Source organism: Stenotrophomonas sp. YJH_SMC_21, from assembly GCF_059369555.1.
On record NZ_JCAFSU010000002.1, the window covers coordinates 391694 to 412783 of the forward strand.

A 21090-nucleotide genomic window follows, 5' to 3' on the forward strand; every position below is an offset into this window, starting at 1 on the left:
TTGTCGGCAGGTTCGGTCACGGCAGGCGGGCCAGCAGTTCGCGGGCCTGGGCCTGGCTGTGCAGGTCACCGCCTTCGGCGACTTCCAGCAACAGGGTGCGCGCGGTCTGCGCGTCGCCCAGATCGAGGTAGGCAATGGCCAGTTCCAGGCGCTCCTGGCCGGCACGCGGCGACCAGCCCGCGTCGCCGACGGGCGCGGCCGCGCTCGGCGCGATATCGTCGGAATGAGAGGCCTCGACGCTGCCATCGTCGATGCTGTCGATGGCTTCCGGACGTACGGTATCCGCCGGAGCCTCGTTCTCATGCGCGTCAGCCGGCAGATCGAACACTCCGCGGAACTGCGGCTGCTGTTCGGCATGCAGTGCGTAGTCCGGCACCGCCACTTCGGCCGGCGCCTGCGGTACAACGCGTTCGTCCTGCAGCGGCTCGGCGACGACACCCTCGTCGCCGGTGGTTGCGGAATCGTCCCAGCGCGGCAGATCGGTCACCGCTTCGGGCAATGCCACCGCGTCCTCGTCGCGCAGTGTCTCGGCCTGCCATTCGGCCCGCACCGCGTGCTCGGCGACGGGTTCGGCGACCACCACGTCGTGCACTTCGGTTTCGGTCGCCCAAGCAGGCATCGCCGGTTCCTGGCGGCCATTGTCGGCAACAGCCGACGACCACGAGGACTGCTCGGCCAGCGTATCCAGCGCCGCACCTGCCGGCACCGCTGCGGCCAGGCCGGCGGCATCGTCTTCCTCACGCAGCGGCGGCAGCGGCGACGGCTTGCGACGACGCAGCAGCCAGGCCGCGCCCGCCGCCAACAGCAGCACCGGCAGCCCCAGCCAGTACCACGGCGTTGCCGCATCACGGGAACCCGGCGCCTGTGCCAGGCGCTGCTGCGCGGCGGCCAGGTCGTTGTCCTTCATCGCGATCAGCGACTGCTGCTGTTCCTTCAGCTTCTCCAGATCGGCCACGCGCTGCTTCAGTTCACCGATCTCGGCATCGCGGGTGGCGATGTCCTCACGCGCCTGGCGCAGTTGTTCATTGCCCAGCATGTCACCCTCGCTGCCGGCAGCGGTGCCGGTGGTTGTGCCCGCATGCGCGGCGTCGGACGCCAGCGCCGGAGCGATCTCAAGTCGTGCCCCGTTGGCGGCAGCCGGGGAAGAAGCGTTCGCGGTTGCCGCCTTGGCGGCCGGCGCGACCGCACCCGCCGGTTGCGGCACGGTACGCGCCTGCCGCCATTGCGCAGCGTGCTCGCGCACCAGCGCGGTGGCCTCGGCGGCATCGACAGCGGCAAGCGCATCGCTGCCCGGCACGCGCAGCACCGCGCCCTGCTTGAGCAGATTGACGTTGCCACGGATGAAGGCTTCGGGATTGGCGCGCAGCAGGGCGATCATCGCGCGGTCGCGGCTGACCTGGTTGCCACGCGCCACCGCGCTGGCGATCTGCGACAGGGTCTGACCGCGCTGCACGGTGACGCTGCCATCGGCCGCCGGTGCAGCGACCGGCGCGGAGGCCGCACGCGGGCGTGCCGGTGCAGGCGCCACCACAGGTGGCGGCGTAGTGGGCGCCTCTGCCGCTGGCACCGTTGCCGAAGCCGGTGCAGGTTCGCGCACGATGGTATTGGAGAGCGTGCCTGCCGGCGCGACGATCTCCGGCTCGGCCACGGCCAGCGCGCTGGACGGCGCGTCGACCAGCGCGGAGTACTCGCGCACCAGGCGGCCCTGGCCCCAGTCAGCTTCGATCAGGAAGCTCAGCGATGGCGTCTCCACCGGGGCCTGCGAGGTGACGCGCACCACCGCCCTGCCCTGCGCATTGCGGGTCAGCTCGAACTGCAGCTCGCTGACCAGCCCGGTCGGCCGTTGCAGGCCGACGCGTTCGAAGGTGACCGGCGAGGCCAGCGCCACGCGCAGGTTTTCCAGTTCGGACGGGTCCGCCGACACCACCGGGATTTCGGCCAGCAATGGCTGCCCCGGCTTGGACAGGACACGGATGTCTCCCAGGCCCAATGCGAGTGCCGAACTGCTGGCCAGGGCCAGCAGCGCGGTGGAAAGATAGAGGAGCGGGCGCTTTGCGCCCCTGGCCCGTTTATTCATGGGCGACACTATAAAGCGTGCGGACCGGGGTCCGCACCCACCGGAAAGACCCTTGAGGTAGTGCCGGCCGCTGGCCGGCATGCACTCCGGCACAAGGATCACGGCAATGCCGGCCAGCGGCCGGCACTACCGGTGAGGCAACCGCTGTGATCAGCGCTGCTCGGCGGCGACCAGCTCGGCCAGCTGCACGGCATTCAACGCCGCGCCCTTGCGCACGTTGTCCGACACGATCCACAGGTTCAGGCCGCGCGGGTGCGAGAGGTCCTCGCGGATGCGGCCGACGTACACCGCGTCCGTGCCCGAGGCGTGGGTGACCGGGGTTGGGTAACCACCGGCTTCGTGACGATCCACCACTTCGATGCCCGGCGACTGCTCCAGCAGCGCGCGCGCTTCGGCGACGGTGACCTTGTCGCGGGTCTCGATCGCCACCGACTCGGAGTGGCCGTAGAACACCGGCACGCGCACCGCAGTCGGGTTCACCAGGATGCTGTCGTCGCCGAGGATCTTGCGGGTTTCCCAGATCAGCTTCATTTCTTCCTTGGTGAAGCCATTGTCCTGGAAGTCGTCGATGTGCGGGATCAGGTTGAAGGCGATCTGCACCGGGAAGCGCTGCGGATCGATTTCCTGGAAGCTCAGCAGCTGGCCGGTCTGCTTGCCCAGTTCCTCGGTAGCCGAACGGCCGCCGCCGGACACCGACTGGTAGGTGGAGACGTTGATACGCTCGATGCCGTACTTGCGGTGCAGTGGCGCCAGCGCCACCAGCATCTGCATGGTCGAGCAGTTCGGGTTGGCGATGATGCCGCGCGGACGGTTGGCCACCTGTTCCGGATTGACCTCGGACACCACCAGCGGCACGTCATCGTCGTAACGGAAGGCCGAAGAGTTGTCGATCACCACCGCACCGGCAGCGGCGAACTTCGGTGCGTATTCCTTGGACACGCTGCCACCGGCCGAGAACAGCGCGATCTCGACACCGCTCGGATCAAAGGTGGCCAGGTCCTGCACCTTGACCTTCTGGCCGTTGAATTCGATCTCGCCGCCGGCCGAACGCTCGGAAGCCAGGACGCTCAGGGTACCGACCGGGAAACCACGCTCGGCCAGGATCGACAACATGGTCTCGCCGACCGCACCGGTGGCACCGACGACGGCAACGTGGAAACTGCGCTGTGCATTGCTCATGGGGGAACTCTCACGAAAACGGGAATGGGGAAGAAACACGCACGACAGCTGGGTTCGGGGAACCTCCTCAAGCGGGGCGCGCGGAGGTTCCCTATCGTTTCCCGGTTTTTTTGCCCAGCGTCACGCGCGCGGCCATCGCCGCATCAGCGTTGATCGCGCTCGGCATGCGCGACGGGCCGCCGTCCAGGCCGAGCCCGGCAACCAGATTATCCACGGCCAGCTGTACCATCGCCGTGCGCGTGGCCAGCGAGGCGCTGCCGATGTGCGGCGTGAGCACGACATTGCGCAGCGCCAGCAGTTCGGGGCGCACCGCCGGCTCACCCTCGTAGACATCCAGGCCGGCAGCGGCCAGACGGCCTCGGGCAAGCGCGTCGGCCAACGCCAGTTCGTCGACGATGCCGCCGCGGGCGATGTTCACCAGGGTGGCTGAGGGCCTCATCTTCGCCAGCGCAGCCGCATCGATGATGTGATGCGAGGCCGGCGTGTAGGGCAGCACGGTGACCAGGTGGTCGGACTGCGCCAGCAGCGTGTCCAGGTCCACGTAGGTCGCGCCGAGCGCAGCCTCGGTCTCGGCCGGAAGGCGCGAACGGTTGTGGTACAGCACCTTCATGCCGAAACCATGCGCGCCGCGGCGGGCGATGCCCTGGCCGATGCGGCCCATGCCGAGGATGCCCAGCGTGCTGCCATGGATGTCTGCGCCAAGCATGGTCTGGAACGACCATTGCTGCCACTGGCCTTCGCGCAGCCAGCGCTCGGATTCGGTGATCCGGCGCGCGGTCGCCATCAACAGGGCGAAACCGAGATCGGCGGTGGTTTCGGTCAGGACGTCCGGCGTGTTGCTGGCGAGGATGCCGGCTGCGCTGAGCGCATCGACATCCAGGTTGTTGTAGCCGACGCCGACATTGGCGATCACCTGCAGCTGCGCGGCGTCGGCCACCTGGGCCGCACCGATGCGCTCGTTGAGGGTGATGATCGCGCCGTCGACGCCGGCCAGCTGTTCGGCGATCTGGTCGGGCGACCAGGCGGTGACCGCATCGGTGCTGCGCAGCTGCACGCGATCGCGCAGCGGCGCGATGGCCGCGTCGATCAGCGGCTGGCTCACCCACACGGTCGGCCGCGTGTCAGCCATCGATCTGCCCGGGAATGCGCGGGGTGATCGTGCCGACATCGCCGCACTGCGCGCGATGGCGCAGCGCCTGGTCCATCAGCACCATCGCCACCATCGCCTCGGCGATCGGGGTGGCGCGGATGCCGACGCAGGGATCGTGGCGACCGGTGGTGACCACCTCGACCACGTTGCCGGCGGTGTCCAGCGACGGGCCCGGCAGGCGCAGGCTGGAGGTCGGCTTCAGGGCGATCGAGGCGACCACCGGCTGGCCGGTGGAGATGCCACCGAGGATGCCGCCGGCGTGATTGCTGGCGAAGCCCTGCGGGGTCAGCAGGTCACGGTGTTCGGTGCCCTTCTGTGCGGCGCTGGCGAAACCGTCACCGATCTCAACGCCCTTCACCGCGTTGATGCTCATCAGCGCGGCGGCCAGTTCGCCATCGAGCTTGCCGTAGATCGGCTCGCCCCAGCCCGGCGGCACGTTGTCGGCGACCACGTCCACGCGCGCGCCGACCGAATCACCGGACTTGCGCAGCGCATCCATGTACGCCTCCAGCTCGGGCACCTGCGCGGCATGCGGCCAGAAGAACGGATTGTCTTCCACCGCCGACCAGTCGAAACCAGCCGGAGTGATGTCGCCCAGCTGCGACAGGTAACCGCGCACGGTGACGCCGAAGCGTTCGGCCAGCCACTTCTTGGCGACCACGCCGGCGGCCACGCGCATGGTGGTCTCGCGCGCCGAGGAACGACCGCCACCGCGCGGGTCACGGATGCCGTACTTGTGCCAGTAGCTGTAGTCGGCATGACCTGGCCGGAACTGCTGGCCGATGTTCGCGTAATCCTTGCTGCGCTGGTCGGTGTTGCGGATCAGCAGCGCGATCGGGGTGCCGGTGGTCAGGCCCTCGTACACGCCGGACAGGATCTCGACCTCATCGGCCTCGCGGCGGGCCGAGGTGTGCCGGCTCTTGCCGGTCGCGCGACGCTGCAGGTCATGGGCGAATTCGGCCGCGTCCAGCGCCAGCCCCGGAGGGCAGCCATCGATCACGCAGCCGATGGCCGGCCCGTGCGACTCACCGAACGTGGTGACGGTGAACAGCTTGCCGAACGAATTGGAGCTCACGGGCGCTGCGCCGCCAGTTCGGTGATGCGCGCGCTGTGGGCGATCAGCTCGCGGCACTCGACCGCGAAGATGCCCATCTGGCCGACCTTGAACTCGATCCAGGCGAAGTCGACTTCCGGCAGCAGCTTGATCAGGTGCTGCTCGGATTCGCCCACTTCGCAGATCAGCAGGCCGTCCTCGCTCAGGTGCAGCGGGGCGTCACGCAGGATCTTCAGCACCAGGTCCAGGCCGTCGTCGCCGGCACGCAGGCCCATTTCCGGCTCGTAGGAGTACTCCTGCGGCAGGGCATCGGTCTCGTCGTTGGTGACGTACGGCGGATTGGTGACGATCAGGTCGTAGTGGCGACCGGTCAGGCCGTTGAACAGGTCCGACTTGAGCAGGGTGACGTTGTGCGCCTGCAGGCGCTCCTTGTTTTCTTCGGCAAGCGACAATGCATCGTCGCTCAGGTCGACGCCGTCCACTTCCCAGTTCGGGTAGTAGTGACCCATGGCAATGGCGATGCAGCCCGAGCCGGTGCACAGGTCCAGCGCACGGCTGACATCGCGGCCGGCCAGCCACGGCTCGAAGCCGCATTCGATCAGTTCGGCGATCGGCGAGCGCGGCACCAGGGCGCGCTTGTCGCTCTTGAAGCTCAGGCCGGCGAACCAGGCCTCACCGGTCAGGTAGGCGGCCGGGATGCGTTCGTCGATGCGACGCTGGAACAGCTCCAGCACGCGCAGCTTCTCGGCCTGCAGCAGGCGCGCCTGGCCATAGGCCGGGCCGAGGTCGTGCGGCAGGTGCAGGCTGTGCAGCACCAGCTGGGTGGCCTCGTCCAGCGCATTGTCGTAGCTGTGCCCGAAGGTCAGTCCGGCTTCGTTGAAACGGCTGGTGCCGTAGCGGATCAGATCGATGATCGTGTGGAGTTCGGCGGCCGTTTCAGCGGTCATGGCGGTACTGCGGGCAAAGTGGCCCCCGATTATAGGGGCTGGCGCCCGTGGCGGCATCCGTTGCGGCGGAAACGATTCGGGCCACAGCCGGTATGATGGGGCCCACTTCGCGCGGGAGCCCCCATGTTCAATCGCAACGCCGGCATCATCCTGCTGATCGCCCTGGCGGCGGGTCTCGGCCTGCTGGCCGCCCAGCAGCTGTTCGCGCCGAAGCCGCCGGCCAATGCCCCGGCCACCGAAGCGATCACGCTGTACCCGCAGCCGCGCGAACTGCCCGACTTCAACCTGGCCCAGTCCGACGGCACCCGCCTGATCCCGGGCGAACTGAAGGGCCACTGGACCCTGGTATTCCTGGGCTTCACCTTCTGCCCGGACGTCTGCCCGACCACCCTGGCCGAGCTGGCCGGCGCACAGAACCAGTGGGAAGCCCTGCCCGACAGCCTGCGCCCGCGCGTGCTGTTCATCTCGGTCGACCCGGACCGCGACAGCGCCACCCGCCTCGGCGAGTACGTGCACGGCTTCCACAAGGACACCCTGGCCGCCACCGCTGACGTTCCCTCGCTGGAGCGCTTCGCCACCTCGTTGGGCTTCGTGTTCCAGAAGGTGCCGGGCAAGCATTTCGACGAGAACCCCGAGGATTACACCGTCGAGCATTCGGCCAGCCTGGCCGTGCTCGACCCGCAGGGCCGCCTTGCCGGCCTGGTACGCCCCCCGTTCAACGCGCCGGCCATTGCCCGCGACCTGCAGAAGCTGACCGAGAAAACCGCCCCATGAGCCTCACCACCGCCCTGACGTACGCCCTGCCACACCGCCTGCTGTCCTCGATGGCGCGTTCGCTGGCGTACTCGGACGATCCGCGCGTATCGCGCTGGCTGATCGACACGGTCACCCGCAAGTTCAACGTCAACCTGGACGAAGCGGCCAACCCGGACCCGCGCAGCTATGCGACGTTCAACCAGTTCTTCACCCGTGCGCTGAAGCCGGGTGCGCGCGTGGCTGACGCCGATCCGCGCAGCCTGGTGATGCCGGCCGACGGCCGCATCAGCCAGCTGGGGAAGATCGAGGCCGGCCGCATCTTCCAGGCCAAGGGCCAGTCATTCACCGCTGCCGAACTGCTGGGCAGTGACGAGGACGCCAAGCCATACAACGATGGCCTCTACGCCACGGTGTACCTGTCGCCGCGCGATTACCACCGCGTGCACATGCCGTGGACCGGCACCCTGCGTGAGACCGTGCACGTGCCGGGGCGCCTGTTCAGCGTTGGTCCGGCGGCAGTGAACGGCGTACCGCGCCTGTTCGCCCGCAACGAGCGCCTGGTCTGCCACTTCGACACCAGCTTCGGCCCGATGGTCAGCGTGATGGTCGGTGCGCTGCTGGTGTCCGGGGTGGAAACCGTGTGGAGCGGCGAAGAGATTCCGCACTACGGCGACCGCATCACCCGCAAGGACTACCGCGGCCAGGGCATCAGGCTGGAGCGCTTTGCCGAGATGGCGCGCTTCAACTACGGCTCCACCGTGATCGTGCTGCTGCCGCCGGGCGTGGCTGACTTCGCCCCGCAGTTGGGCGCTGAAAGCCCGGTGCAGCTGGGCCAGGCGCTGGCGAAGCTGCGCTGAGGCTTCGGCAGTGCCGGCCGCTGGCCGGCATCTCCGCTGATCCAACGCGTCGAGCATTGCCGGCCAGCGGCCGGCACTACCGGTACGCGCGTTACTGCAGGGACGGGGCCGGACCGACGTCCATGCCGTCGTAGTCTTCCACGCCCTTCTCCGCGGCCAGCGCTGCGAATTCCTGGTTGCGGCGGTCAAGCGAGGCTTCGTCGTGGATCTCCACGCGCTCCACATGCAGCACGTGGAACGGCGCGTCGCCCTCTTCCGGATCCTGTTGGAACAATTCCACGAAGGTGTAACCCTGCGCCTGCAGGTGCTGTGCCAGTGCCTGCAACGGCTCGGCAGTGGAGTGCACGAAGAAGTACCCCCACAGCAACGGGCCGGTGATGTCCCAGTCGGTGTTTTCGCGGAGGTTGGCGAACAGGTTGCGGGTGTCTTCGAGGTCCATGCGGATTCCAGGGTCGGGGGGATTACTTGTCGCAGCCCTGCAGCTTCAGCGTCTGGCCGTGGCGCAGGCTGTAGGCCGGGGCCTTCAGGCCATTGGCGCGGGCCAGGGTGGGCACGTCGCACTGGAACTTGGCCGCGATGGCGCCCAGGGTTTCACCCCGGCCCACCTTGTGGCTGCGCACCGGCTTCGGGCGCGCCGCCGGGCGCGGCGTGGCCACCGGAGCGACCGGCGTGGTCGGCACGCTGGTGGACGCGGCCGCATCGGCCACCGGCACCAGGCCGCCCACGGCCACGCTTCCGGTGTAGCTGGTCGCGGCCGGGCGCTTGATTGCTGCGTTCAGATCGGCGGTGATCAGCGTGCGGGCCAGGTCGGCACGCGGGCCACTGACGCAGTTGCGCTGGTACAGGCCGGCGATGCGGGTGGTGGCATTGATCAGCGTGCCGGCCGGGATCCAGCCATCGGCCTCATAGCGCGGGTTGAGGTTGCGCAGCGCGCGCATGTAGCCATCGCGGGTGCCGTGGCTGCCCAGGCAGATGGTCAGTTCGTAGATGGTGGTCGACTTGGCCAGGCGCAGCGTGGTCGGCTGCGCGCTGATCTTCGGGAACTCCACGCCGTATTGCTGCGGGTGCAGGAAGATCCAGGCCGCGGCGATCACCATCGGCACGTAGTCCTTGGTCTCGCCGGGGAACTGGTTGTAGACGCTGTCGGTCCAGAAGCTCTGCCCGGCGCTCTGCTTGAACACGCGCGCGGCGCGGCCTTCGCCACCATTGTAGGCGGCCACCGACATCTCCACGTTGTTGTTCAGTTCGCGCAGGCGTTCGTTGAGGTAGCTGGCGCTGGCCTCGGCCGCACTGCGTGCATCGAAGCGGGTGTCAAAGCCGGTGCCATCCGGGCCGAGGCCGAAGCGGCGGCCGGTGGCCGGCATGAACTGCATCAACCCGGCGGCGCCAGCGCGCGATGAAGCATGCACGCGGCCATTGGACTCCTTGGCCATGATGCCGAACAGCAGCGCTTCAGGCAGGCCACGCTTCTCCCACTCCGGCCACATCACCGCACGCAGGTTCTGGTAGTTCTCGTAGCTGGTCAGCAACGCCGGGCGCATGTCGGTCAGCCAGCGGCGGATGCCGGCCTGCACCGCCGGGTTGTATTCGACCATGCTGTCGAAGGCGTGCCGCTTGTCGTTCAGCAGCGCGGCAGCGCGCGCGGCCTCCGGTACGTCGGCGGTAAGCGGGCCGATGTGGTCGGGGTCGGCTTCCAGGCGATCACCGCCCTCGTCGGCCACGTCATCGCTGGCGGCCGCGTCGGCGTCGTGCTTGAGCAGGCGCTTGTAGCTGGCCAGCAGGGTGCCCATCTGGCAGCCCTTCTGCTTCACGCAGTCGTTGAGGACATCTTCCATGTCCTCCAGCGCGGCGTCGGCTTCGTTGCTGCCCTTGGGGTCGGCATTGGCGACCAGCAGCAGCGCATCGCTGTAACGCTTCTCGGCGACGGTCATGCGCTGCTGCAGCGCATCCACCCTCACCTTGTCCCGGGCCGAAACCCGCTGCGCATGGGCGTCGGGCGCCAGGGAAACCAGGCCGGCCAGGGCCAGCAGCGGCCAACCGCGGGAAATCAGGACAGGAACGGGCATTGATGGCACTGTGTGCGAAACAGGCAGGCAGAGTAGCGGCGCCGCCAAGGTCCGGGCAAGCCGATCTTCGGACCGTCACCGCCGGCGGTTAACATTGGGCTATTCACCACAAGGGCTGGACCATGGATCCGATTCTGCTCGGCAAAGGCATCACCGACGATGTGGCCGTCACCCTGCTGCCGAAACTCGGCAACCGCCACGGCCTGGTGGCCGGCGCCACCGGTACCGGCAAGACCGTGACCCTGATGACCCTGGCCGAGGGCTTCTCGCGGCTGGGCGTGCCGGTGTTCCTGGCCGATGTGAAGGGCGATGTGTCCGGCCTGGCGGTGCCCGGCACCGGCGCCGAGAACCTGCTCAAGCGCGCCGCCGAGATCGGCGTGGCCGACTACGCACCGGCCGCCAGCCCGACCATTTTCTGGGACCTGTACGGCAAGCTGGGTCACCCGGTGCGCACCACGGTCAGCGAGATGGGCCCGACCCTGCTGGCGCGCATCCTCGAGTTGAACGACACCCAGTCCGGCGTGCTCGACATCGTGTTCAAGCTGGCCGACGACCGTGGCCTGCTGCTGCTGGACATGGACGACCTGCGCGCCCTGCTCGGCCTGGTGGCCGAGGAGCGCAAGGACATCTCCACCGAGTACGGCCTGGTCAGCGCGCAGTCCATCGCTGCGATCCAGCGGTCGGTGCTGCGCCTGGCGCAGGATGGCGGCGAGAACTTCTTCGGTGAGCCGGCCCTGGAACTGGCCGACATCATGCGGGTCAATCACGACGGCCGCGGCATGATCGGCATCCTTGCCGCCGACCAGCTGGTGCTCAAGCCGAAGCTGTATTCCACCTTCCTGTTGTGGCTGCTGTCGGAGCTGTTCGAGCAGCTGCCGGAGGTGGGCGACCTGGACAAGCCGAAGCTGGTCTTCATCTTCGACGAAGCGCACCTGCTGTTCGACGATGCACCGCCGTCGCTGGTGCAGCGCATCGAGCAGGTGGTGCGACTGATCCGCTCCAAGGGCGTGGGCGTTTACTTCTGCTCGCAGTTCCCCGATGACGTACCGGGCAACATCCTCGGCCAGCTCGGCAACCGCGTGCAGCATGCGCTGCGTGCATTCACCCCGCGCGACCAGAAGGCAGTGAAGACTGCTGCCGAGACCTTCGTGCCGAACCCGAAGCTGGACGTGGCCAAGGTGCTCAGCCAGCTCGGTACCGGCGAAGCGCTGGTGTCCACGCTGCAGGACAAGGGTGTGCCGATGCCGGTGCAGCAGACGATGATCGCGCCGCCGCGCTGCCGGATGGGGCCGATCACCGACGCCGAGCGTGCCCAGGTGCGTGCCGGCAGCCCGGTCGGCAGCCGCTACGACACCGCGATCAACCGCGAATCGGCCGCCGAACTGCTGGCCCAGCGTGCGCAGAAGACCGTCGAACAGGCGCAGGCACCGGCCGCGCGCAGCCGCGAGCAGGACGAAGCGCAGGAAGGCGGTTTCGGCCAGGCGATCAAGGACGCGATCTTCGGCACCAAGCGCCGCCAGGGCATGATCGAAACCATGGCCAAGCAGACCACGCGCACCGTCGGCACCAAGCTGGGCAACCAGATCGTGCGTGGCATCCTGGGTGGCATCTTCGGCGGCAAGCGCTGATCCGCCACTACTGGGGTCGGATCCCTTTCCTGCGGAAAGGATCCGACCCCATCGTTCCCCTGAAAAGAAGTCGCACCACATGTCGCGTTGGCGTCCCCCTGCAGAAAAGAGTACCGCCCTGATCACCGCCTCCGGCCATGCCCGGCTGAAGGCCGAGCTGGATGACCTATGGCGTGTGCGCCGCCCCGAGGTGGTGAAGGCACTGGCCGCGGCCGCTGCGGAAGGCGACCGTTCGGAAAACGCCGAGTACACCTATCGCAAGAAGCAGCTGGGCGAGATCGACCGTCGTGTGCGCTACCTGACCAAGCGGTTGGAATCGCTACGCGTGGTTGATACCACGCCGACCGATCCGCTGGCGGTGTTCTTCGGCGCATGGGTGGAACTGGAGAACGTGGACAGCGGTGAGACCAGCCGCTATCGCATTGTCGGGCCGGATGAGACCGATGCTGGGCTGGGTTGGATCAGCATCGATTCCCCCCTGGCGCGTGCGCTGCTGAAGAAGCGGCTGGATGATGAATTTTCGGTGGAACTGCCCGGCGGCCAGTTCACCTTCGCGGTGATCAGCGTGGAATACGAACCGCTGTAGCGTCGACTGTCAGTCGACCACCGCGCGAAGCGCGGCACAAACCTCCGCAGCCGGACGGTAAGCGCACCGTGCTCCTCATCGCGGTTGATGACTCGCCGAAGCCTTCTGTCGGGCGTTCACGGCCTCGGAACGAAGAGCAGTCGACTGACAGCCGACTCTACATAGCCCCGTGCAACGGCGGCGGGTACTGGCGGCCGGCACGCAGCGGGCGGAAGTACGCGGCATCTGCATAGAAGGCGGCATCCTGTCCCTGGTGCCAGCCCGGGATTCCCGCCAGCGGCAGCGGACGCAACTGCAGGGGATCGGTCACTGCCCTGCCCTCGACGATGGCCGAAGCCACTGCGTCAACGCAGGCATCATCGACTTCGCCGTGCACCACCACGCACTTGCCGACCAGCAGGCGCCCCGGTAGCAGCGCGTGCTCCATCAGCGCGTGCCCGAATATCGCAGCGATAGCGATGTCACCACTCTGCCAGCGCGCAGGCTCGAACAACGCCGGCCAATCATGCACGTCCCATGCGGCCAACACGTCCTCATCGCGCACACGCACGATCACACCGGTTTCGTCGAACTGGGTCAGCGCGGCCTGCGCGCGATTGCGCTGGCCCGGCGGCATGGATGCGATATGCCTGCACTGCTGCACATTGAGCGCCTGCTTGAGCTGCGGGTAACGGGCCCACACCAGTGCATTGAACAGGTCATGCCAGTTGTCGACGCGGGTGGCGATGCGCCCCTGTGCGATGCGGGCTTCGTAGTGCAGGCCGTCGGCCAGCAGCGCGGCATCCTGCTCGACCAGATGCTTGCCGGGCAGCGCGAGGCGTGCCTCGAGCGCTGCAATGGACGGCCACTCGGGGCTGGCCAGCAGGTCATGGACGTCGCGCAACCCGGCAAACACCGGGTGCGCGAACACCTGCGGATCGACCGCCGCACGCGGCGGCGGCACGAAGCGGCGGACACCGCTGCCGTCACCGGCGGCGGTCGTCGCTGCGGTCACAGCATCTTGAGATCGAATGCCGGGCGGGTAGCGGCCGGCAGCGCATCGCCGTACAGGTCGTGCTCGTCGCTCTCGGTGATTTCCACGTCGACGAACTCACCCACGCGCAGCGGCACCTGGTCGGCATTCTGGATGTGCACCAGGCCGTCGATCTCCGGCGCATCGGCCTTGGAACGGGCCACGGCGATATCGCCTTCGATGGCGTCGACCAGGCACTGCTGCACGGTGCCGATCTTGGCCTCCAGGCGCGCAGCTGAAATCTGCGCCTGCTTCTCCATGAAACGGGCCAGGCGCTCCTGCTTCACTTCTTCCGGCACCGCATCGGGCAGATCGTTGGCGGTGGCACCCTCGACCGGCGAATAGGCGAACGCGCCCACGCGGTCCAGCTGCGCTTCGTCGAGGAACGACAGCAACTCTTCGAACTCGGCCTCGGTCTCGCCCGGGAAGCCAACGATGAAGGTGGAACGCACAGTGATGTCCGGGGCGATGCGGCGCCAGTTCTGCACGCGCTCCAGGGTCTTTTCGACCGCACCGGGGCGCTTCATCAGGCGCAGGATGCGCGGGCTGGCGTGCTGGAACGGGATGTCCAGGTACGGCAGGATGCGGTTCTCGGCCATCAGTGGCACCACCTCGTCCACGTGCGGGTACGGGTAGACGTAGTGCATGCGCACCCACGCATCCAGCTCGGACAGACCTTCGCACAGTGCCTTCAGGCGGGTCTGGTAGGCCTTGTTGCGCCACATCTTCTCGGCGTACTTCACGTCCACGCCATAGGCCGAGGTGTCCTGCGACACCACCAGCAGCTCGCGCACGCCACCACGCACCAGGCGCTCGGCCTCACGCAGCACCTCGTCGACCGGGCGCGAAACCAGCTTGCCGCGCATCGACGGGATGATGCAGAAGCTGCACTTGTGGTTGCAGCCTTCGGAAATCTTCAGGTAGGCATAGTGGCGCGGGGTCAGCTTGATGCCGTAGTCCGGCACCAGGTCCACGAACGGATCGTGCTTGGGCGGCAGTGCTTCATGCACCGCTTCCATCACGCTCTGGTAGTCCTGCGGGCCGGACACCGCCAGCACGTTCGGGTAGGCCTCGCGGATCTGCTCCGGGCGCTTGCCCAGGCAGCCGGTGACGATGACCTTGCCGTTCTGGTTCATCGCCTCGCCAATCGCGTCCAGCGACTCGGTCACCGCCGAATCGATGAAGCCGCAGGTGTTGACCACCACCACGTCGGCCGAATCGTAGGACGGGACGATGTCGTAGCCCTCCGAGCGGAGCTGGGTAAGGATGCGCTCGGAATCGACAAGGGCCTTCGGGCAGCCAAGGCTGACGAAGCCGACTTTGGGGTTCAGCTGGGACATGGAATCGCGGGACTCTGGGGGCCTGGGCCCCTGCCGGCATGGCAGGGGTTCCTGGGGGCCGGGGCCTGAAAGGGCGCCAGTATACCGGGGTTGGCGGCCGGGCTCTGAACGGCCAGCCGCCCGATCGCGCACAGCCGCTGACACCGCGCTAACCCTCGCAGCACCGACAATGCAGTCCTGTCCCTGCAACGAGAGTAGATGAAGATGGCCGAGTGGATCACCCTGGATACGCACCACGGCCCCGTCCGGGCCTGGCAGGCACTCCCCGAGGGCACCGCGCGAGGCGGGCTGGTGGTGGTGCAGGAAATCTTCGGCGCCAACCCGCACATCCGCGGCGTGGCCGAGCGCTTCGCCGCCGAGGGCTATGCGGTGCTGGCACCGTCGTTCTTCGACCTGGTCGATGGCCCCGATGCCGACCCGGACGCCCTGCCCTACGACGCCGACGGCGTGAAGCAGGGCCTGGAACGGGTCAGCGCGCTGGGCATGGAGAAGGCGCTGGAAGTGGTCCGCGCGGCAGCCACCCGGCTTGCCCCCTACGGCAAGGTCGGCACCGTCGGCTACTGCTGGGGCGGTACGGTAGCGATGCTGTCCGCAGTGCGCCTGGGCCTGCCCTCCGTCAGCTACTACGGCGCGCGCAACGTCCAGTTCCTCGATGAGACGCCGAAGGCGCCGGTGATCTTCCACTTCGGCGCCCAGGACCGCAGCATCCCGCCGGAAGCGGTCCAGGCCCATCGCGAGAAGCTGCCGCAGATGGCCACCTTCGTCTATCCGGCCGACCACGCCTTCAACCGGGAGGTCGGACATGCGTATGATCCAGACAGCGCCGCCCTGGCGCTGCAACGCACCCTGGACTTCTTCTCGGAGCATCTTGGATGAGCGAATTCGAACTCGATTCACGCCTGGCCACCGATAGCGTGCTGGTGGCCGAAGGACCGTTGTCGCAAGTGCGGCTGATGAACGACGAACGATTCCCGTGGCTGGTACTGGTACCGCGCCTGGCCGGGGTCACCGAGTGGATCGAGCTGGACGGCGAGCAGCAGGACAAGCTGCGCACCGAGCTCAACCGCGCCTGCAAGGCCCTGAAGGGCGCCGACGGGGTGGAGAAGATCAACATCGGCGCGTTGGGCAACATCGTGCGCCAGCTGCACTTCCACGTGATCGGCCGCCATGACGGTGATCCGGCCTGGCCGGGCCCGGTCTGGGGCAGCGGTCCCGCGCACCGCTACGAAGCGGCCGCACTGGACCAGCATGTCGCCTACTGGAAGGAACGGCTAGGATATCCGGCCCACACCTGAGCCTTCGCCGACCCGATGCGATTCAACCTCGTTGCCGCCATCCTGCTGATCCTGATCGGCCTGTTCATGCTCGCCAGCAACCTCGGCTGGACGCACCTGAACCTGTCCAAGCTGCTGCTGACCTGGTGGCCGGTGGCGCTGGTGGGTGTCGGGATCGCGATGCTGTTCGGGCGCGGAAAATAACGAAGGCGGCGCATTGCGCCGCCCTCGTTCATGCAGAGCCGAGCCATGCTCGGCTGCCCCGCCTTGAAGCCGAGCATGGCTCGGCTCCACAAACCGCCTGCAATCTTCAGGTCCGCGGCAGGGTCACACCGGTCTGGCCCTGGTACTTGCCGCCACGATCGCGGTACGACGTCTCGCAGATGTCATCGGCCGCGGCCTGGAAGAACAGCATCTGTGCAACGCCTTCGTTGGCGTAGATGCGCGCCGGCAGCGGCGTGGTGTTGCTGAATTCCAGGGTGACGTGGCCTTCCCATTCCGGCTCCAGCGGCGTCACGTTGACGATGATGCCGCAGCGCGCATAGGTGCTCTTGCCCAGGCACACCACCAGGGTGTCGCGGGGGATGCGGAAGTACTCGACGGTACGCGCCAGCGCGAAGCTGTTCGGCGGAATGATGCACTCGTCGGCGGTGATGTCGACGAAGCTGCCCGAGTCGAAATGCTTGGGATCGACGATGGTCGAGTTGATGTTGGTGAACACCTTGAACTCGCGCGAGCAGCGCACGTCGTAGCCATAGCTGGACGTGCCGTAGCTGACGATGCGCTCGCCGTTGGCCTGCTTGACCTGCCCGGCCTCGAACGGCTCGATCATGCCGTGCTGCTCGGACATGCGGCGGATCCAACGGTCACTCTTGATGCTCATGCTTTGTCCTGGGGGATACGAGGGGCGCGAGGATTCTAGCAGGGGGCCGGGCATCGCCGACGGCACCGGCCGAGGTGCTTACAGCAGCGACGACAGGATCGGAATCGACGCCCGCGGGCGCTTGCCCACTTCCTCGATCAGGCGCTGCGCGGCATGGCGGTAGGCCTGCGCCGGCACCGAATCGGGCTGCGCCACGGTGATCGGGGTACCGCTATCGCCCTGCTCGCGGATGCCGATCTGCAGCGGCAGCGATCCCAGCAGCGGCACGCCGTACTGCGCGGCCATGCGCTCGCCACCGCCCTCGCCGAACAGATGCTCGACATGCCCGCAGTTGCTGCAGGTGTGCACGGCCATGTTCTCGACAATGCCCAGCACCGGCACCTCGACCTTCTCGAACATCTTCAGCGCCTTCTTCGCATCCAGCGTGGCGATGTCCTGCGGCGTGGTGACGATCACCGCACCGGCCAGCGGGATCTTCTGGGTCAGAGTCAGCTGGATGTCGCCGGTGCCCGGCGGCAGGTCGATCAGCAGGAAATCCAGGTCATCCCACAGCGTGTCGTTGAACAGCTGGGTCATTGCCGAGGTGGCCATCGGACCGCGCCAGATCATCGGCGTGTCCTCTTCGATCAGGTAACCGATCGACATCGTGTCCACGCCGAACGCGCGCAGGGGCTCGATGCTCTTGTTGTCGGGACTTTCCGGCCGCCCGGACAAGCCCAGCATGGCGGGCACGCTGGGGCCGTAGATGTCCGCGTCCAGCACGCCGACACGTGCGCCCAGCTGCTGCAGCGCCACGGCCAGATTGACCGCGGTGGTCGACTTGCCCACGCCGCCCTTGCCGGAGCCGACCGCGATGACATTGCGGATGCGGGCATGTGGCGTCAGTCCCTTCTGGACCTGGCTGGCATGGGGGCGGCGGGGGGAACTGTTCACAACGGGCACCAGCTGTATCAGGGGGAATAACCCAACATCATACAAGCTGGACGTAGCCTGACTGAAATTCAGGATTGCTACAGATTCGTGCACAGATTGTTAAGTTCATGTTACGTTCCTGAAGCACTGTTTTGGGCTGCGGAGCTGGTTTCCAGCGCGCACGATGGCGCATGCGCAGTGCCGATTTTTGTTTTTGCTCTCTATTGGAACTACATGAAATACGCAAGCAACACCGCACGTCGCAACACGCTCGCCGTCGCCCTGATTTCCGCCCTGATGGCCGCCGCCCCGGCAATGGCCCAGGACAAGGCGACCAACCTGGACAAGATCACCGTCACCGGTTCGCTGATCCCGCAGACCCAGGTTGAAACCCAGACCCCGGTGATGTCCATCACCGCCGAAGACATCCAGACCCGCGGCTTCAGCAGCGTTGCTGAAGTGCTGCAGCAGTCCTCGCTGACCACCGGCGGCCTGCAGGGTGGCCAGACCTCGGGTTCGTTCACCCAGGGCGCTGAAGCAGCCGGCATGTTCGGCCTGAACCCGGGTTACACCAAGTACCTGATCAACGGCCGCCCGATGCTCTCGTATCCGGCGCTGTACAACGGTAGCGACACCTTCAACAACATCAGCGGCATTCCGATCGACATCGTCGAGCGCATCGAAGTGCTGCCCGGTGGCCAGTCCTCGCTGTACGGCTCGGACGCGATCGCCGGTGTGGTCAACATCATCCTGAAGGAGCGCATGGACGGCGGTACGATGACCGTCCGTGGCGGCACCTACACCGAAGGCGGCGGCAGCAATATCCGCTTCAGCGCAGCCAAGGGCTTCAACGCGTTCGACGACCGCTTCCACGCGCTGGTCAACGTGCAGATCGAGAACGGCAGCCCGATCTGGGGCTACCAGCGTGACATCACCAAGCAGAACAACCCGGTCGGCTACACCGCGCAGGTGCCGTCGAACGACTTCGCCGTCATCACCAATGCAGACAACAAGCTGCTGATGATGGACCCGAGTCGCTGCGCCAACGTGGCAGGCCTGTACGACGGCACCACCGTCGTCGGCAAGCGCGCGTCGGGCGAGTCCTGCGGTTCGGTGTACAGCGCCGGCTACAAGACCCTGAAGAACGGCAAGAACAGCGGCCAGTTCTACTCGTCGATGACCTTCGACGTGAACGACAACTTCCAGCTGTTCGCCGACGTGCTGTACAGCAAGGAAAAGACCGAGTTCACCTCCGGCTCCAGCGCCCTGTGGTGGGGCACGAAGTCGGTCATGGGTGGCTTCTACGACCAGGGCGCAGGCAAGGTCGTGAACCTGCAGCGCGCCTTCGCGCCGGAGGAGATCGGCGCGGGCGACTACAACAACATCCTGAACTCCGATGAGAGCCGCGCCTACCAGGTCACCTTGGGCGGCAAGGGCATGGTCGGCGACTGGGATTACAGCGCCAGCTTCACCCGTGGCGAGTACCGCCTGGACCAGAACCGCTTCGTGCGCTGGAAGGACAAGATCGAGGACTTCTTCGGCCAGACCGTGCTGGGCCCGCGCCTGGGCACCTACACCGACCCGAAGGACCCGACCGCCACGTTCGGCATCTACAACCCGAACTACGCTGCCTTCTACTCGCCGATCACCCCGGACCAGTTCGCCAGCTTCACCGGCTACGGCACCCACCGCAGCAAGACCTGGCAGAACCTGGGTCGCGTGCAGGTGACCAACGGCTCGCTGTTCAGCCTGCCGGGCGGTGACGCCGGCCTGGCCGTCGTGCTGGAAGGTGGCAGCGAAGGTTGGGACTACTCGCCGGACCAGGCCTTCGTCGACGGCAACGTGTGGGGCACCACCGCCGTCGCGGGCGCCGGCCACCGCAGCAACTACGCGGTCACCAGCGAACTGCGCATGCCGCTGCTGGAGAAGCTGACCGTCAGCGCCTCGGGCCGTTATGACGCTTTCAAGATCGCCGACAAGACCGTCGACAAGGCCACTTACAGCATCGGCCTGGAATTCCGTCCGATCGAGAGCCTGCTGCTGCGCGGCAAGTACGGCACCGCCTTCCGTGCACCGACCCTGTCCGATGCCTTCCAGGGCATGAGCGGCTCGTACTCGTCCGGCCAGAATGACTACTACCGCTGCAGCCAGCTGGGCTACGGCCTGCGTGACGAGGCCTGCTCGTTCTACAAGAACACCTCGGTGTACAGCGAAAAGTCCGGCAATCCGGACCTGAAGCCGATCACCGCCGACGTGTGGAGCGCAGGCGTGGTGTGGGCCCCGGTGAGCAACTTCTCGCTGTCGGCCGACTACTACAACTGGAAGATCAAGAACGAGGTCAAGACCCTCAGCACCGACCAGCTGCTGCTGGCCGAGTACCAGTGCCACAACGGGCTGCCGAACAACACCTCGGCCAGCTGCCAGAACGTCACCGACTGGGTGTCGCGCGATGCCGGCGGCAACCTGACCCGGGTGTACACGCCGAAGCTCAACGTCGCCAGCCAGAACCTGGAAGCGGTGACGGTGGCGGCCAAGTACCAGCAGGATATCGGTCGCTTCGGCTCGCTGATGTTCTCCGGCAACTACACGAACATGCTGAAGCGTGAAGTGCAGCCGATGCCGGGCGCCGCCAAGCTCGACCTGCTGAGCGATCCGTACAACATGTGGTACTACGACAACTTCGCCAAGGTCCGTGGCGATCTGTCGGTGGCCTGGAACATCGCCAAGTTCACCACCACCGTGTACGCCAACTACGTCGGCAGCACCCCGAACTACCTGGCCTACACCGGCCGCAGCTACGGCTATGTCCACTCTTCCGGTGCCAAGGCCGGCAAGTGGGGTTCGTACACCACGTACAACCTGAGCATGAACTACCAGGCACAGGACGATCTGGTCCTGTCGCTGATGGTCAACAACGTGTTCAACAAGCTGCCGGAAGGCCAGCGCTACAACTACCCGGGCAACGAATCGACCCCGTTCAATGACGGCTTCTACAGCGTCTACGGCCGCCAGATCTCGGCCCAGGTCAAGTACAACTTCTGATCCCGTCGTTTCCCGGACTTCGTGTCTGGACCAGGCCCCGCTTCGGCGGGGCCTTTTTTTTCCTTCTATGCGGCATGGGGAAAGCCCGCGACGTATCGATTATTAATGTCAGTTGAATTTATCAAATATTCATTTTCACTGCTTTCCGATAATCCGGAAAACGGCAGAAATGCCTGTGGAGAAGGGGCTTTTTACGAAGCGCGCAACCGTCCGTCACCGACCGTTACAGAACTGCGCAAGGCACGTTAAGCGTGTGTTACGTTGACTCCACGCCGCCAAACCGCATAGGCAAGGCAGCTGAACAGAATCGAAATCCCAGGAAAGGGA

Annotated in this window: 20 protein-coding genes; 9 read left to right on the plus strand and 11 right to left on the minus strand. The window is 66.6% G+C overall.

The annotated features are described in order from the left end of the window. Positions 1-16: 16 nt before the first annotated feature. The 5 genes from AC5P67_RS04735 to prmB all read right to left on the minus strand — a co-directional run bounded on the left by AC5P67_RS04735 (position 17) and on the right by prmB (position 6407). Complete coding sequence (locus AC5P67_RS04735) at positions 17-2077, minus strand: FimV/HubP family polar landmark protein (protein WP_495214342.1); 2061 nt, start codon at positions 2075-2077, stop codon at positions 17-19. Between the two features lie 150 nt (positions 2078-2227). Continuing rightward, complete coding sequence (locus tag AC5P67_RS04740) at positions 2228-3256, minus strand: aspartate-semialdehyde dehydrogenase (protein WP_005410484.1); 1029 nt, start codon at positions 3254-3256, stop codon at positions 2228-2230. Between the two features lie 91 nt (positions 3257-3347). After that, complete coding sequence (locus AC5P67_RS04745) at positions 3348-4385, minus strand: 2-hydroxyacid dehydrogenase (RefSeq protein WP_495214344.1); 1038 nt, start codon at positions 4383-4385, stop codon at positions 3348-3350. Continuing rightward, the gene (aroC, locus tag AC5P67_RS04750) at positions 4378-5481 is read right to left on the minus strand and encodes a chorismate synthase (protein WP_005410486.1); all 1104 of its coding nucleotides are present in this window, start codon (positions 5479-5481) and stop codon (positions 4378-4380) included. Before aroC ends, AC5P67_RS04745 begins: the two co-directional genes overlap by 8 nt. Continuing rightward, a complete protein-coding gene (prmB, locus tag AC5P67_RS04755) occupies positions 5478-6407 on the minus strand; it encodes a 50S ribosomal protein L3 N(5)-glutamine methyltransferase (RefSeq protein WP_005410487.1) in 930 nt (309 codons plus the stop codon). Before prmB ends, aroC begins: the two co-directional genes overlap by 4 nt. 123 nt (positions 6408-6530) lie before the next feature. Here prmB and AC5P67_RS04760 point away from each other — a divergent pair, with 123 nt between their 5' ends. Both AC5P67_RS04760 and asd read left to right on the plus strand, forming a co-directional pair. Further along, positions 6531-7181 (plus strand): SCO family protein, encoded by a 651-nt coding sequence (locus AC5P67_RS04760; RefSeq protein ID WP_005410488.1) that lies wholly within the window; start codon positions 6531-6533, stop codon positions 7179-7181. Beyond that, complete coding sequence (gene asd / locus AC5P67_RS04765; protein WP_005410489.1) at positions 7178-8020, plus strand: archaetidylserine decarboxylase; 843 nt, start codon at positions 7178-7180, stop codon at positions 8018-8020. Before AC5P67_RS04760 ends, asd begins: the two co-directional genes overlap by 4 nt. A gap of 91 nt (positions 8021-8111) precedes the next feature. Here the strand turns inward: asd and AC5P67_RS04770 are convergent, their stop codons facing one another. Together AC5P67_RS04770 and AC5P67_RS04775 are read right to left on the minus strand one after the other, a co-directional pair. After that, a complete protein-coding gene (locus AC5P67_RS04770; protein ID WP_099479357.1) occupies positions 8112-8459 on the minus strand; it encodes a ribonuclease E inhibitor RraB in 348 nt (115 codons plus the stop codon). A 22-nt stretch (positions 8460-8481) separates the two neighbouring features. Next, positions 8482-10086: a transglycosylase SLT domain-containing protein gene (locus AC5P67_RS04775; RefSeq protein ID WP_495214346.1), complete on the minus strand. Its 1605-nt coding sequence runs from the start codon at positions 10084-10086 to the stop codon at positions 8482-8484. 122 nt (positions 10087-10208) lie between these two features. Here AC5P67_RS04775 and AC5P67_RS04780 point away from each other — a divergent pair, with 122 nt between their 5' ends. Both AC5P67_RS04780 and greB read left to right on the plus strand, forming a co-directional pair. Further along, a complete protein-coding gene (locus tag AC5P67_RS04780; protein WP_012480897.1) occupies positions 10209-11714 on the plus strand; it encodes a helicase HerA-like domain-containing protein in 1506 nt (501 codons plus the stop codon). 79 nt (positions 11715-11793) lie between these two features. After that, positions 11794-12300 (plus strand): transcription elongation factor GreB, encoded by a 507-nt coding sequence (gene greB / locus AC5P67_RS04785; protein WP_012480898.1) that lies wholly within the window; start codon positions 11794-11796, stop codon positions 12298-12300. Positions 12301-12457: 157 nt separating this feature from the next. On the opposite strand, the gene AC5P67_RS04790 is transcribed toward greB, so the two are convergent. Beyond that, the gene (locus AC5P67_RS04790) at positions 12458-13294 is read right to left on the minus strand and encodes a DUF3025 domain-containing protein (protein ID WP_012480899.1); all 837 of its coding nucleotides are present in this window, start codon (positions 13292-13294) and stop codon (positions 12458-12460) included. Further along, positions 13291-14652: a 30S ribosomal protein S12 methylthiotransferase RimO gene (gene rimO, locus AC5P67_RS04795; protein WP_012480900.1), complete on the minus strand. Its 1362-nt coding sequence runs from the start codon at positions 14650-14652 to the stop codon at positions 13291-13293. The genes AC5P67_RS04790 and rimO overlap by 4 nt, the downstream gene beginning before the upstream one ends. Positions 14653-14856: 204 nt before the next feature. On the opposite strand from rimO, the gene AC5P67_RS04800 reads away from it, so the two are divergent. Genes AC5P67_RS04800 through AC5P67_RS04810 form a run of 3 tightly spaced genes read left to right on the plus strand, consistent with a single transcriptional unit; the run spans position 14857 to position 16130 of the window. Then, positions 14857-15528 (plus strand): dienelactone hydrolase family protein, encoded by a 672-nt coding sequence (locus AC5P67_RS04800; protein ID WP_012480901.1) that lies wholly within the window; start codon positions 14857-14859, stop codon positions 15526-15528. Further along, positions 15525-15947, plus strand: a complete 423-nt coding sequence (locus tag AC5P67_RS04805; protein ID WP_005410497.1) for an HIT domain-containing protein — start codon at positions 15525-15527, stop codon at positions 15945-15947. Before AC5P67_RS04800 ends, AC5P67_RS04805 begins: the two co-directional genes overlap by 4 nt. A gap of 15 nt (positions 15948-15962) precedes the next feature. Beyond that, positions 15963-16130, plus strand: coding sequence for a LiaI-LiaF-like domain-containing protein (locus AC5P67_RS04810; RefSeq protein ID WP_005410498.1), 168 nt, complete (start codon positions 15963-15965; stop codon positions 16128-16130). A 106-nt stretch (positions 16131-16236) separates the two neighbouring features. On the opposite strand, the gene dcd is transcribed toward AC5P67_RS04810, so the two are convergent. Both dcd and apbC read right to left on the minus strand, forming a co-directional pair. Continuing rightward, a complete protein-coding gene (gene dcd, locus AC5P67_RS04815; RefSeq protein ID WP_005410499.1) occupies positions 16237-16809 on the minus strand; it encodes a dCTP deaminase in 573 nt (190 codons plus the stop codon). A gap of 78 nt (positions 16810-16887) precedes the next feature. After that, positions 16888-17742, minus strand: a complete 855-nt coding sequence (gene apbC / locus AC5P67_RS04820; protein WP_005414099.1) for an iron-sulfur cluster carrier protein ApbC — start codon at positions 17740-17742, stop codon at positions 16888-16890. A 213-nt stretch (positions 17743-17955) separates the two neighbouring features. Between apbC and AC5P67_RS04825 the strand changes: the two genes are divergently transcribed. Beyond that, positions 17956-20763 carry a TonB-dependent receptor plug domain-containing protein gene (locus tag AC5P67_RS04825; protein ID WP_005410501.1) on the plus strand — a complete coding sequence of 936 codons (2808 nt, stop codon included), beginning with the start codon at positions 17956-17958 and terminating at the stop codon, positions 20761-20763. A 105-nt stretch (positions 20764-20868) separates the two neighbouring features. Continuing rightward, the gene (locus tag AC5P67_RS04830; RefSeq protein WP_162792550.1) at positions 20869-21012 is read left to right on the plus strand and encodes a hypothetical protein; all 144 of its coding nucleotides are present in this window, start codon (positions 20869-20871) and stop codon (positions 21010-21012) included. The last annotated feature ends 78 nt before the right edge of the window (positions 21013-21090 follow it).